This is a genomic window from Marinibacterium sp. SX1 (genome assembly GCF_050389775.1).
In the GTDB taxonomy this organism is placed as follows: domain Bacteria; phylum Pseudomonadota; class Alphaproteobacteria; order Rhodobacterales; family Rhodobacteraceae; genus Marinibacterium.
This window is the reverse complement of record NZ_CP177144.1, coordinates 1746908-1759884: the sequence shown is the minus strand read 5'-3', so window position 1 is coordinate 1759884 and position 12977 is coordinate 1746908. Positions and strand designations below refer to the sequence as shown.

Annotated in this window: 10 protein-coding genes; 2 read left to right on the top strand and 8 right to left on the bottom strand. The window is 68.7% G+C overall.

The features are described 5' to 3' along the window. Positions 1-111 precede the first annotated feature (111 nt). The 5 genes from ACK3BB_RS07730 to ACK3BB_RS07710 form a co-directional block, all read right to left on the bottom strand. Positions 112-459, bottom strand: coding sequence for a hypothetical protein (locus ACK3BB_RS07730; protein ID WP_428928141.1), 348 nt, complete (start codon positions 457-459; stop codon positions 112-114). A 105-nt stretch (positions 460-564) separates the two neighbouring features. After that, complete coding sequence (locus ACK3BB_RS07725) at positions 565-1437, bottom strand: 50S ribosomal protein L11 methyltransferase (protein ID WP_428928140.1); 873 nt, start codon at positions 1435-1437, stop codon at positions 565-567. An 8-nt stretch (positions 1438-1445) separates the two neighbouring features. Beyond that, positions 1446-2822 carry an MATE family efflux transporter gene (locus ACK3BB_RS07720; RefSeq protein WP_428928139.1) on the bottom strand — a complete coding sequence of 459 codons (1377 nt, stop codon included), beginning with the start codon at positions 2820-2822 and terminating at the stop codon, positions 1446-1448. A 125-nt stretch (positions 2823-2947) separates the two neighbouring features. Continuing rightward, on the bottom strand, positions 2948-4183 hold the full coding sequence (locus tag ACK3BB_RS07715) for an MFS transporter (protein WP_428928138.1): 1236 nt from the start codon (positions 4181-4183) through the stop codon (positions 2948-2950). A gap of 212 nt (positions 4184-4395) precedes the next feature. Continuing rightward, entirely contained in the window at positions 4396-6591 is a 2196-nt protein-coding gene (locus ACK3BB_RS07710) for a primosomal protein N' (protein WP_428928137.1), read from the bottom strand. A 634-nt stretch (positions 6592-7225) separates the two neighbouring features. Between ACK3BB_RS07710 and ACK3BB_RS07705 the strand changes: the two genes are divergently transcribed. Both ACK3BB_RS07705 and ACK3BB_RS07700 read left to right on the top strand, forming a co-directional pair. After that, positions 7226-7933, top strand: coding sequence for a DUF484 family protein (locus tag ACK3BB_RS07705; RefSeq protein ID WP_428928136.1), 708 nt, complete (start codon positions 7226-7228; stop codon positions 7931-7933). Next, positions 7930-8880 (top strand): tyrosine recombinase XerC, encoded by a 951-nt coding sequence (locus tag ACK3BB_RS07700; RefSeq protein ID WP_428928135.1) that lies wholly within the window; start codon positions 7930-7932, stop codon positions 8878-8880. The genes ACK3BB_RS07705 and ACK3BB_RS07700 overlap by 4 nt, the downstream gene beginning before the upstream one ends. A gap of 6 nt (positions 8881-8886) precedes the next feature. On the opposite strand, the gene ACK3BB_RS07695 is transcribed toward ACK3BB_RS07700, so the two are convergent. From ACK3BB_RS07695 to ileS, 3 genes are all read right to left on the bottom strand, one after another. Then, the gene (locus ACK3BB_RS07695) at positions 8887-9348 is read right to left on the bottom strand and encodes a hypothetical protein (protein WP_428928134.1); all 462 of its coding nucleotides are present in this window, start codon (positions 9346-9348) and stop codon (positions 8887-8889) included. A gap of 59 nt (positions 9349-9407) precedes the next feature. Next, the gene (locus tag ACK3BB_RS07690) at positions 9408-9863 is read right to left on the bottom strand and encodes a methylated-DNA--[protein]-cysteine S-methyltransferase (protein WP_428928133.1); all 456 of its coding nucleotides are present in this window, start codon (positions 9861-9863) and stop codon (positions 9408-9410) included. A gap of 132 nt (positions 9864-9995) precedes the next feature. Continuing rightward, positions 9996-12965, bottom strand: coding sequence for an isoleucine--tRNA ligase (gene ileS, locus ACK3BB_RS07685; protein ID WP_428928132.1), 2970 nt, complete (start codon positions 12963-12965; stop codon positions 9996-9998). Positions 12966-12977 lie beyond the last annotated feature (12 nt).

Below are 12977 nucleotides of genomic sequence, written 5' to 3'. Positions count from 1 at the left end.
CCGCCGGCCATGTCGCGCCGTTGCGGGGCCTGTCGCCGGGATATGATCCCGGGGTTTGACAGGGATTGAGACCTGGTTTGAACCTGGAGTCCGAAGCGGGCGCCGGGTCGGCTATTTCAGGTAATGGGCAATGCGCGCGCCGATCTCGGCCGAGACGGGATCGATCTGCATGACCCAGGCGCCGGCCTGCTCGACGATCGACCCATTACCCAGGGCCGTGACACGTTCGCCATAGGCCAGCGGGCCGAGCGAGGCGATCAGGATACCCTTGAAGAGCAGGACACCGGCGATGAAGAGGATGATGGCCCGGGGCGGCACGCCCAGCGAACGTGACCGGCGCGGGCGGGCAACGATCAGCCCGTCGTTCTGCATGTGCAGTTCATAGCCATTGGCCAGCTGACGCTTGTTGCGCTCTATGCGGCGCAACCGCGCGTCAAACCCTTCGAAATCGCCCGACATGACGAACTCCAGTACCGAGGCCCCCACCGTCGGATGGCTTGGGATACGGACGAATTGTGGCAAAAATGGGGCGAACCCTTAAAATGCGGCGAAAATGTGCCGCGATTACAGGGTTTTACGCAGGATTAGCGTCGACCAGTCACCAATGTCCTCGCGCCGCTCCAGATTGGCGCCATGGCGTGCATATTCCGCGACCACGTCGTCGGCCTGTTCGACCAGGATGCCCGAGAGAATCGCATGACCGCCCGGTTCCAGCGCGCCGCACAGGTCGGGCGACAGGGCCATCAGCGGGCCCTTGAGGATATTGGCAAAGATCAGGTCAAAGGGCGCGGCCGCGGCCAGCGCGGGATGGTCAAAGCCCGCGGCCTCGACGCAATCGACCCGGCCGTCCAGGTCGTTGGCCCGCACGTTGGCCTCGGCCACGTCGACGGCCACCGGGTCGATGTCCGAGGCGATGACCCGGTCGGGCCAGGTCCGCGCGGCGGCCATGGCCAGAACGGCGGTGCCGCAGCCGATATCGGCCACCCGGGCCTTGGCCTGGCCCTGGCCGATCAGCCAGTCCAGCGCCTTGAGACAGCCCAGCGTCGTGCCGTGGTGGCCAGTGCCAAAGGCCATGGCCGCGTCGATGAGCAGCGGCTCGACCCCGGCGGGCACCCGGTCGGCATCATGGCTGCCATAGACAAAGAACCGCCCGGCCTCGACCGGCGCCAGCTCGCGCTTGACCTTGGCCACCCAGTCGGTTTCCGGCAGTTCCGAAATGACAAAGCCCCGCGCGCCGAACAGTTCGGCCAGCAGGGCCAACCCGGCCTGGTCCGGGGCTTCGGTGAAATAGCCGCCCACTTCCCACAGGCCCGATCCGTCTTCCAGTTCGAAGACACCGACGCCGGTCGGCTCGGGCGTCAGCCGTTCCATCGCCTCGCCGAGCGCCTCGGCCTGTTTGCGTCCGGTCAGCGTGGTCAGGGCGGTAAAGGTGGTCATGGCAGGTCCTATTGGGCGATGGTCGGTTCGACGGGGGCATCCGGGGCGGTGCCCGGCTTGAGATTGCGGATGAACCACATCCCGATCAACCCGGCAACACTGCCGATGACCATGCTGACCACAATCTGCGAATAGACGACCCCGACCGCCCCGAAGGACGCGGCCATCAGGCTGGCCACGGGGAAGGTCAGCAGGCCTTCGCGCAGCCAGTTGATCGCCGTGGCCCAGGGCGCTCGGCCCAGGGCATTGAAGGCCGCGTTGGTCACGAAGAGCCCGACGGCAAACAGAAAGCCCCCCGCCCCTACCGAGGTAAAGGCCCGGATGACCTCGGCGCCCTGGCCGGTCAGGCCAAAGGCCCGGATGACAGGTTCGGTGGCCAGGTGCAGCAGGATCCAGACGATGGCCACGTAGCCCAGGCCAAAGATCACCGCATCGCGGTAGGTGCTGCGCAGGCGGTCGTAGCGCCCGGCGCCCAGGTTCTGGCCAAAGATCCCCCCGATTGCCGCCGCCAGGGCAAAGAGCCCGCCAAAGGCCACCATGATCAGCCGGGTCAGCACGGCCCAGCCGGCCATGGCCTCTTCGCCGAACCGGGCCATCACGGCGACCAGCAGGGCCGTGCCCACCGGCCGGGCCAGCTGGGTCAGCAGGGCCGGCAGGGCGATGCGCGCAAAGGGCCCGAGGCTCTCGCCCAGGTCGGCCAGCCGCGGCCGGGCCAGCAGGTCATGGACGCGCCGGGCCACGCGGATGCCCAGGGCAAAGCTGACGATGCGCGCCACGCCCACCCCGATCGCCGCGCCTTCCAGCCCCCAGCCCAGCCCGAAGATCAGGATCGGATCGAGCATCAGCGACACCAGCCCGCCGGCCATGGTCACGGCCACCGACCGCCGTGCATCGCCCTGCGCCCGGATCGCCCCGTTGATCACCATGCCCGCCCCGATGATCGTCAGCGACGGCAACGAGATCAGCAGGTAGCGCGCGGCATGCTCGGCCGCCTCGCCTCCCGCACCCAGGGCCGCCAGGATCTGGTGGCGGAAGGCCAGCAGCACCAGGGCGATCAGCGCCTGCAACAGCGCGGCCAGGATCGCCGCGCTGGTCGTCTGGCGCCGGGCCAGGGCCGTATCGCCGGCCCCGATCGACCTTGAGACCAGCGCCGTGGCGGCGATCATCATGCTGATCCCCGTGGCCACCGAGATGACCTGGACGGCAAAGGCAAAGCCCGCCGCGGCGATCAGCATCGTGTCGCCCGTCCGCGACAGCCAGTAGAGGTTCATCGCATCGACGGCAAAGATGAACAGAAAGCCCACCGTGCCCGTCAGGGCCATGCGCAGGACATGGGCCATCGTCGAGCCGGTCAGAAACCGGCCGGGTTCGTTCAGGATACTCACGGGAAAGCCCGACCCACGCTCAGTGTCACGAATACACTCTCAAATCTCACTCAAATCTCGATGCGTTGCCCCGCGCCTTGCCGGGGCCACCGCCCGGTCGGAATGGACCGGGCAGCCGTGTCATGTCATTCGGCGGCAGCGGCCGGGGCGGCCGTGGCAAAGATCGTCTCGTGCCCCGGTTCGGGATGACGCGGGATCAGCATGGCCAGCGCCAGAGACACCCCGGCCATGCCCGCGGCCAGCGCAAAGACCCCGCCCGGCGACACCAGCCACAGATAGCCCAGCCCGGCCGGCAGGAACACCGCGGCGATATGGTTGATGGTAAAGGCCACGGCGGCGGTGGGCGCGATATCACCCGGATCGGCGATCTTCTGGAAATAGGTCTTCAGCGCCAGGGCCAGGGCAAAGAACAGGTGGTCGATGACATAAAGCGTCGCCGCCAGCACCACGCCCCAGCCAAAGAAATAGATCCCGCCATAGGCCAGGAAGACGATGATCAGCCCGGCATATTCAAAGATCAGCGCCCGCCGCTCGCCCCAGGCCGACACGGCCTTGCCCAGCAGCGGCGCGCAGACCATGTTCAGCACCAGGTTGATCAGGTAGAGCGATGTCACCTCGTGCACGTCGAAGCCAAAGCGTTCGACCATCATGAACCCGGCAAAGACCACGAAGATCTGCCGCCGCGCGCCCGACATGAACTGCAGCGCGTAATAGAGCCAGTAGCGCCGGCGCAGCACCATCTTCTTGACCTGCGGATGCGGCGCTTCGAATTGCGGCCACAGCAGAAAGCCCAGCACGGCCAGCACCGCCGTTGTGCCCCCGGCCATCAGGTAGACGATGTTATAGGTCAGCCCCAGCGCGTCCCAGAGCAGCACGATCAGCCCGTAGGACACCAGCGTCGCCGCCGATCCCGCCGCCAGCAGCCAGCCCAGCACCTGCGGCGCCTTTGATTTCTCGATCCATTGCAGCTGCAGCGACTGGTTGACCGTCTCGTAGTAATGAAAGCCGATCGAACTCAGCAGGGTGATGGTCAGGATGCCCCCCATCGTCGGGAACCAGGCCGTCACCGCCGTGGCCACGCCCAGCAGGAACAGCGACAACAGCCCCAGCACCTGCTCGCGCATGACCATCAGGATGGCGATCACCCCGATCGCCAGGAAACCCGGGATCTCGCGCACCGTGTGCAGCCAGCCGATGTCCGACCCGTCGAAATCGGCCACCTCGATGACAAAGTTGTTCAACAGCGCCGACCAGGTCGCAAAGGCGATGGGCATGGCCAGGGCAGTCAGGGTCAATAGCACGATGGGCCGGCGCCAGGCCGGCTGCGCGCCGATGTCGGAAAGGGGAACGATACGAGCCATGCCTGCTCCTTTACGCCCCGCAATTGCCCTTGGCGAGACAAATAAGCATACACACGACAGCTGCCGCCTGCTGCTTCTTTCTCTTCATAAATATCCGGCCCCAGGCCGCCGCCCGCGCCACGTCTCAGAAACCGGCGCCCCGGTTGCGGGCCGGCCTCCGGGCCTGGCGCCCGGCCGGCACGGGCCAGCACGGGCCGAAACCGGACACCCGGTCAGAAGAAACTCTGCGGATCGATATCCACCGCCAGCCGCAGATCGCCCTTCAGCCGCACCGGCGCCAGCCAGCGCGTGATCGCCTCCTGCAGCGCCACGCCCCGCGGCGCCTTGACCAGCAGCCGCACCCGGTGGCGCCCCCGGATCCGCGCGATCGGCGCCGGCGCCGGCCCGAACAGCTGCGCCCCCACCGCCCGCAACGGCCCGTCGTTGCGCGCCAGCGCATTGCCCAGGTCAAAGATCTGGGCCGTGTCCGACCCCGACAGGATGATCCCGGCCATCCGCCCGTAGGGCGGCACCCCGGCGGCCTGGCGCTCGCCTGCCTCGGCGGTCCAGAACCCCTCTTCGTCGCCGGCCAGGATCGACCGGATCACCGGGTGGTCGGGCTGATAGGTCTGCAACAGGGCCAGCCCGGCCCGCTCGGCCCGTCCCGCCCGTCCAGCCACCTGCCGCATCAGCTGGAACGTCCGTTCCGCCGCCCGCAGGTCAGACCCCTGCAGACCCAGGTCGGCATCGATCACGCCAACCAGCGTCAGCAGCGGGAAATTGTGCCCCTTGGCCACCAGCTGGGTGCCGATGATGATGTCCGCCGCCCCCGCCGCGATCTTCTCGATCTCGGCCTTCAGCGCCCGGGCCGATCCGAACAGGTCCGAGCTCAGCACAGCCAGCCGCGCCTCGGGAAACAGCTGCCCGGCCTCCTCGGCCAGCCGCTCCACCCCCGGCCCGACCGGCGCCAGCTTGTCCTCGGCCCCGCAATCCGGGCAGGCCTCGGGCATCGGCATCGTCTCGCCGCATTGGTGGCACATCAGCCGCTTGAGAAACCGGTGTTCGACCATCCGCGCGTCGCAATGCGGACAGCCCACCTGGCTGCCACAGGCCCGGCACAGCGTCACCGGCGCATAGCCCCGCCGGTTGAGGAACAGCAGCGCCTGCTCGCCCCGGGCCACCCGCGCCTCGACCGCCTCGGCCAGCGCCGGCGAGATCCACCGCCCGGCCTTCAGCCCTGCGGCCCGCATGTCCAGCGCCCGCATCTCGGGCAGGATCGACGCCCCGAACCGCGAGGTCAGCTCGATCCGCCGGTACTTGCCCGCCTGCACGTTCGCCCAGCTTTCCAGCGACGGCGTGGCCGAGGCCAGCACCACCTGCGCGCCGCAGATCGACGCCCGCAGCACGGCCATGTCGCGGGCGTTGTACATCACGCCCTCTTCCTGCTTGTAGGCCGTGTCATGTTCCTCGTCGACGACCACCAGGCCCAGGTCGCGGAACGGCAGGAACAGCGCCGACCGCGCGCCGACGACCAGCTGCGCCCCGCCCTCGCCGACCATCCGCCAGATCCGCCGGCGTTCGGTCATCGTCGCGCCCGAATGCCATTCCGCCGGCCGCGCCCCGAAGCGCGCCTCGACCCGGGCCAGGAATTCGCTGGTCAGCGCGATCTCGGGCAGCAGAACCAGCGCCTGGCGCCCGCGTTCGAGGCAGGCCGCCACCGCTTCCAGGTAGACCTCGGTCTTGCCCGACCCGGTGATCCCCCGCAGCAGCGTCGTGCCGTATTGCCCCGCCCGCACGCCCTCGCGCAGGGCTTCCGCCGCCGCCTCCTGGTCTTCGGTCAGGGTCTTGCCCGGCCGGTCGGGATCAAGCCGCGGGAAGGGCAGGTCGCGCGGGCTGTCCTCCTCGCGCACGGCGCCCTGCTTGACCAGCCCCTTGACCACCGATGTCGTCACCCCGGCCATTTCGGCCAGCTCGCCCAGGGTAAAGGCCAGCCCGCCATGCTCGCGCAGCACCTCCAGCACCCGCGTCCGCGCATCGGTCATCCGCTGGGGCGCGGCATCGCCCAGCCGGTAGATCCGGCGCATCGACGGCGGATCGCCCAGCCCCGGCGCACGCGTCGCCAGCCGCAGCATCGCCGGCATCGGCGTCAGCGTGTAGGCCGCGCATTTCTCCAGGAAGGCCCGCAGTTCCTCGCGCATCGGCGGCGCGTCCAGCACCCGGTTCACGGCGCGCAGCTTCGACCGGTCGAAATCGCCCTGCCCGGGGCCCCAGACCACGCCCAGCACCTTGCGCGGGCCCAGCGGCACCTCGACAAAGGACCCGGTCCGGCAGCCCGTCTCGGGCGCGGCATAATCCAGCAGGCGGTCGAGCGGCTGCGTGGTCAGGACGGCCACCGGCTCGCCGGGTGCGAATTCCTCAACCGCGTCCATGCGCCTGCCTCCGGGAAGGGTTGCGGCCGCCCGTCCCGCCCGGCGGCCTCGTCCGACCGGGGTAGCCCAGCCGGCCGGCCAAGGGCAAGGCCCCCCGGTACCCGCCCCCTTCGCCGGTCGGCCCCTTGTCGCCCGCCCTGACATGCAAACTGCACCTTACCGCGCACGTCTGCCCGCCAAGCACCCGCGGGCGTCCCGCCTCCCGCCCCCGGCCTGCCCAACGCCGCCGATCCAGCCATAATCAACCGCCCCGCATTCCGCCGCTCCTGCCGCCACCCTGCGCGCCGGCTGCCCCTCCCCGGCCCTGCCCGTGCCACCGGTCCCGCCACCGCCTCCCGTCCGGCACTGCCACGCACCATTGTCCGGCATCCCCACCCGTCATCGTCCGGCACCATCACGCGTGATCGCCCCTCCCTCCCCCCCTGCTCCCACCACCCCCCACCCCACGCCACCGCCCTGCGCCCATCGGGCGCAGGGCCGGGCCCAACGCCCGGCCGGGGGCCGGCGCAGCCGGGCCATTGCCGGGGGGCGGGAGTGCCACGGTCAGGAATTCAACCAGTCCCCCGGGGTCTTTTTCCGTCGAAAACCCGTTGACGGTCATGTTATACACTGTCGCAAATCATCAGAGGCGGTCATGAGCAGCAGCCCGAAACTCGACGACGCGATCCGCGCCGCGATCATCGCGGCCCCCGATTCCATCCTGGATGACAAGGATGTCATGCATGCCCTCATCACGGCCAATGAACGGTCGATGGGCGGCAATATTGTCGACCTGCGCGGCATCGCCATGGACCGTCTCGAAGCCCGGCTCGACCGGCTCGAAGACACCCACCGCTCGGTCATCGCCGCGGCCTATGAAAACCTCGCCGGCACCAACCAGGTCCACCGCGCCATCCTGCGCATGCTCGACCCGACCGAATTCGAAAGCTTCCTCAGCGACCTCGGCGGCGAAGTGGCCGAGATCCTGCGCGTCGATTCCGTCACCCTGATCCTCGAATCCGCCCAGGCCGACGAAGACCCGGCCGTGCACCGCCTGGGCCAGGTCCTGCGCATCGCCGAACCGGGCTTCATCGACGCCTATCTCGGCACCGGCGCCCCGCCCCGCGTGCACCAGGTCACCCTGCGCCAGCTGCAGGACGGCATGACCACCGTGCACGGCGCCCAGGCCGGCTGGATCCGCTCCGAAGCCTGCCTGCGCCTCGATTTCGGCCCCGGTCGCCTGCCCGGCATGCTGGCCCTGGGCGCCGAGGACCCGCACCAGTTCACCCCCCAGCAGGGCACCGACCTTCTGTCCTTCTTCGCCGGCGTCTTCGAACGGTCGATGCGCCACTGGCTGTCGTGAGCGCGCCCGACCGCTCCGCCCTGATCGCCCCGGCCTGCCGGGACGCCCTGCAATCCTGGCTGAGCGCCGAACAGGCGCTGAACGGCGCCGCCCGGGCCACGATCCGCGCCTATTCCACCGATGTCGCAGGCTTCCTGGCCTTTCTCGCCGTTCACCAGGGCGGGCGTGGCGGCCTGGCCCCCCTGCGCGACATCTCGGTGTCCGACATGCGCGCCTGGATGGCCGCCGAACGCGGCCAGGGCCTGTCGGCCCGCTCGCTGGCCCGCAAGCTCTCGGCGGTCAAGGGCTTCATCGGCTGGCTGGCCGAACGCGAGGGGTTCGATGCCACCGCCGTGCTGTCCACCCGCGCCCCCAAGTTCCAGAAGAAACTGCCCCGCCCGCTGGCCGAAGACGCCGCCCGGGCGATGATCGAAACGGTAGAGCTGCAATCCCCCCAGCGCTGGGTCTCGGCCCGCGATTCCGCCGTGCTGACCCTGCTCTGGGGCTGCGGCCTGCGCATTTCCGAGGCCCTCGGCCTGACCGGCGCCGATGCCCCGCTGCCCGATGTCCTGCGCATCCTGGGCAAGGGCGGCAAGGAACGCATCGTGCCCGTCCTGCCCGCCGCCCGCGCCGCCGTCGATGCCTATGTCGCGCTCTGCCCGCATCCCGTCACGCCCGAGGCCCCGCTGTTTCGCGGCGTGCGCGGCGGCGCGCTGAACCCGCGCACCATCAGCGGCGTCATGGCCCGCGCCCGCCAGCAGCTGGGCCTGCCCGCCAGCGCCACGCCCCATGCCATGCGCCACAGCTTTGCCACCCACCTGCTGGCCGCCGGTGGCGATCTGCGCGCGATCCAGGACCTCCTGGGCCATGCCTCGCTATCGACCACCCAGGCCTATACCGCCGTCGACACCGCCCGGCTGATGGATGTCTACGACCGCGCCCATCCCCGGGCCCGCGGCTCCGGCTGACCGGGTTCAGAACACCTCGTCGATCACCATCTCGCGCCCGCCCATGCGAAAGCCCTCGCCGGCCGACAGCCCTTCCATCGCCATGTAGATCGGGCTCTGCGGCGAAATCCCCATCCAGGTCTCGCCCTCGCAATCGAACCGCGCCGTGGCCACGCTGACCACGAAATGCTTGCCCCCGACGATCACCGCCGCCCCGGGCCGCACCACCGAGGTGGCCGAGAAATCCATCGCCCGGATCGCCGCAACCTTGGCCTGGTGCTCCTCGACGGGATGTTCGAACCCCTGCGCCAGGTTCACCTCGGCCGTGCTGTCGGCAATGTCGTCATTGTCATGCTGCTCGCGCCCGTCCAGCCGCGATTCGGCCATATGCGCCTCGTAATGCTCGATCGCCGCGGCCAGCTCGGCCTCTTCCAGCGCCTGCATCCGCGCATGCAGCTTTCCCTTCAACGCCGCCCTGTCCCGGGTCATGGCATCCTCCTCCTGCTGTCTCCACCTCCAAGGGTGCCCCCCACGCCACGCGAAATCAATCAGATCAGCAGGCCCGCCGCCCCTTCGTGGCGCAACAGCGCCACCTTGGTCTCGACCCCGCCCTTGCCCGAATACCCCGTCAGCCCCCGGGCCCCCATCACCCGGTGACAGGGGATCAGGATCGGCAGCGGGTTCGCCCCGCACAGCTGCCCCACGGCCTGGGCCGACAGCCCGGTCTCGCCGGCGATCTCGCCATAGGTCCGTGTATAGCCATAGGGTATCGCCCGCATCGCCGCACAGACCGCCTGCAGCGCCGTCGAACCGCCCACCGCCATCGGCAGGTCAAACGCCTCCAACACCCCGCCGTCATAAGCCCGCAATTGCCACCCGGCCTCCTCCAACAGGGCCGTCGCCCGCCCCTCGGCCACCCCGTCCCATTCGGCCCGCACCAGCGCGCCGCCCTCTTCGGTCAGGGCAATCTTGCCAAATCGGGTCGGTACAACAATCGCGGCCATGCCCCAGCCTAGCCCCCTTCCCCGCGCGCAAAAAGGGCGGTTCCGCAAGAAACCGCCCAAACCGTCCCTGTCTTCTTCTTGGCCCAAGTACCCTCGGGGGGTCCGGGGGGCAGCGCCCCCCGATGGCCCGGCCTAGCCGTTCAGCGCCACGTCACAGCGCCCGCAGACCCCGTCATGGCCATGCTGGCCCACGTCCGGCAGGATCTTCCAGCACCGCTGGCACTTCGCGCCCTCGGCCTTTTCGAACACCACGCCCACGCCCTCGATCTCGGGCAGGCGAAAGGCCTCGGCCGGGGCCGGATCGCCCGACAGGCTGACACCCGAAGTGATGCACAGGTCGTCCATGTCGATCATGTCCAGGAACTCCCGCGTCTGCGCATCCTCGACATGCACCACCGGAGCGGCCTCCAGGCTCGACCCGATGACCTTCTCCCGCCGCTGGATCTCCAGCGCCGAGGTCACCACGCGCCGCACCCGCCGCACCTTGGCCACGGCCTCTTCGACATTGGCATTGCGCCAGCTGGCCGGGGTCTCGGGGAAATCCACCAGGTGGACCGAACTGTCGTCGCCCGGGTAGCGCTCCAGCCAGACCTCTTCCATGGTGAAGACCAGGATCGGCGCCAGCCAAGTCGTCAGCCGGTGGAACAGGTGGTCCAGCACCGTCCGCGCCGCCCGCCGCCGCGGCGTGTCGCCGTCGCAATAGAGCACGTCCTTGCGGATATCGAAGTAGAAGGCCGACAGGTCCACCGTCGCAAAGTTGAACAGCGTCGTCAGCACGCCCTGGAAATCGTACTTGGCGTAGCCCTCGCGCACCACCTCGTCCAGCTCGGCCAGGCGGCTCAGCACCCAGCGTTCCAGCGGCGGCATCTCGGCCGGATCCTCGATCCGGTCGCTGTCCTGCAGATCGGCCAGCGAGCCCAGCATGAACCGCATCGTGTTGCGCAACCGGCGATAGCTGTCCGCCGTGCCCTTCAGGATCTCGGGCCCGATCCGCTGGTCGGCCGTGTAATCGGTCTGCGAGACCCACAGCCGCAGGATATCGGCCCCGTATTGCTTGATCACCTCGTCCGGCACGATCGTGTTGCCCAGCGACTTGGACATCTTCATGCCCTTCTCGTCCAGGGTGAACCCGTGGGTCAACACGCCGCGATAGGGCGCCCGGCCCTTGGTGCCGCAGGCCTGCAGCATCGAGGAATGGAACCACCCCCGGTGCTGGTCGGTGCCCTCCAGGTACAGATCCGCGATGCCGTCCGGCACCCCGTCTTCGCGGTCGCGCAGCACGAAGGCATGGGTCGACCCGCTGTCGAACCACACGTCCAGGATGTCGAACACCTGTTCCCACTCGTCGGCCACGTAATCGTTGCCCAGGAACCGCTCCTTGGCCCCTTCCAGGTACCAGGCATCCGCGCCCTCGGCCTCGAAGGCCTCCAGCACGCGGGCATTGACCTTGTCATCCTTCAGCAGGAAATCCGGGTCGGTCGGCAGCGCGCCCTTCTTCACGAAACAGGTCAGCGGCACGCCCCAGGCCCGCTGGCGGCTCAGCACCCAGTCGGGCCGGGCCTCGATCATCGAATAGAGCCGGTTGCGCCCGGTCTTGGGCGTCCAGGTCACCAGCTCGTCGATGGATTTCAGCGCCCGTTCGCGGATCGTCTGGCCCATCTCGTCCTGGCCGTCGCCCACGGGCCGGTCGATCGCCGCGAACCATTGCGGCGTGTTGCGGAAGATCACCGGCGCCTTCGACCGCCAGGAATGCGGATACGAATGCTTGATCTTGCCCCGCGCCAGCAGCCCGCCGACCTCGATCAGCTTGTCGATCACCGCCTTGTTGGCATCGCCCTCCTTGCCGTTGGGCTTGAGGATGCGCTTGCCCCCGAAGAACGGCAGATCCTCGCGGAACGACCCGTCTTCCATGACGTTGTAGGTGATGACCTGTTCCAGCATGCCCAGGTCGCGGTAGAGCTCGAATTCCTCCATCCCGTGCGACGGCGCGCAATGCACGAACCCGGTGCCCTCGTCGGCCGTCACGAAATCGGCCGCCCGGAAATCGCGGGGATCGTCCCATTCGCCGTTCGACCCTTCGGCCCCGGCCAGCGGGTGCTGCAGGCTCAGCTCGGCCAGTTCCGACTGGCTCACATCGTCAACGCGTTCCCACATCGACGGCTCCAGCCGCGCGCGGGCAAAGACATCCGCCGCCCGGTCATCGGCCAGGATGTAGCGGTCCCCGATCCGGGCCCAGCATTCCTCGGGCCGGCCGGTCACCTTGTACAGCCCGTAGGAGATCGGCTCGCCATAGACCACGGCCTTGTTCGACGGCATCGTCCAGGGCGTCGTCGTCCAGATCACCACGTAAGCGCCCTGCAGCTTGTGCGACGGGCTGTCCGGCGTGCCGGCGCCCTCGTAGGGCGGGATGACCTTGAACTTCACCCAGACGGTAAAGCTTTCCTTGTCGTGGTATTCGACCTCGGCCTCGGCCAGGGCGGTCTGTTCGACCGGCGACCACATCACCGGCTTCGAGCCCTGGTAGAGCGTGCCGGTCATCAGGAAGTTCTGGAATTCCTCGGCGATCACCCGCTCGGCATGGAAATTCATCGTCAGGTAGGGATCGGCCCAGTTGCCGGTCACGCCCAGCCGCTTGAATTCCTCGCGCTGGATGTCGATCCAGCCGGCCGCGAAATCCCTGCATTCCTTGCGGAACTCCACCACCGGCACCTGGTCCTTGTCGCGGCCCTTGGCGCGGTATTTCTCCTCGATCTTCCATTCGATCGGCAGGCCGTGGCAATCCCAGCCCGGCACGTAACGCGCGTCGCGGCCCATCATCTGCTGCGACCGCACGATCATGTCCTTGAGGACCTTGTTCAGCGCGTGGCCGATATGCAGGTGGCCGTTGGCATAGGGCGGGCCGTCATGCAGGATGAAAGGCTCGCGGCCTTCCTTCTCGCGCAGGCGGTCATAGATGCCGATCTCTTCCCAGCGGGCCAGCCAGCCCGGCTCGCGCTTGGGCAGGCCCGCGCGCATCGGGAAATCGGTCTTGGGCAGGTTCAGCGTGGACTTGTAGTCCGGCGTGTCGGTCGCAGGCATGTCGGTCGGGGTCTCGGCGCACATCTCTTGGCGTCC

Coding starts and splice junctions, on each gene's coding strand:
- ileS (WP_428928132.1), bottom strand. CDS start 12,965: ATGTGCGCCGAGACCCCGACCGACATGCCTGCGACCGACACGCCGGAC.
- ACK3BB_RS07710 (WP_428928137.1), bottom strand. CDS start 6,591: ATGGACGCGGTTGAGGAATTCGCACCCGGCGAGCCGGTGGCCGTCCTG.
- ACK3BB_RS07725 (WP_428928140.1), bottom strand. CDS start 1,437: ATGACCACCTTTACCGCCCTGACCACGCTGACCGGACGCAAACAGGCC.
- ACK3BB_RS07705 (WP_428928136.1), top strand. CDS start 7,226: ATGAGCAGCAGCCCGAAACTCGACGACGCGATCCGCGCCGCGATCATC.
- ACK3BB_RS07730 (WP_428928141.1), bottom strand. CDS start 459: ATGTCGGGCGATTTCGAAGGGTTTGACGCGCGGTTGCGCCGCATAGAG.
- ACK3BB_RS07690 (WP_428928133.1), bottom strand. CDS start 9,863: ATGGCCGCGATTGTTGTACCGACCCGATTTGGCAAGATTGCCCTGACC.
- ACK3BB_RS07715 (WP_428928138.1), bottom strand. CDS start 4,183: ATGGCTCGTATCGTTCCCCTTTCCGACATCGGCGCGCAGCCGGCCTGG.
- ACK3BB_RS07695 (WP_428928134.1), bottom strand. CDS start 9,348: ATGACCCGGGACAGGGCGGCGTTGAAGGGAAAGCTGCATGCGCGGATG.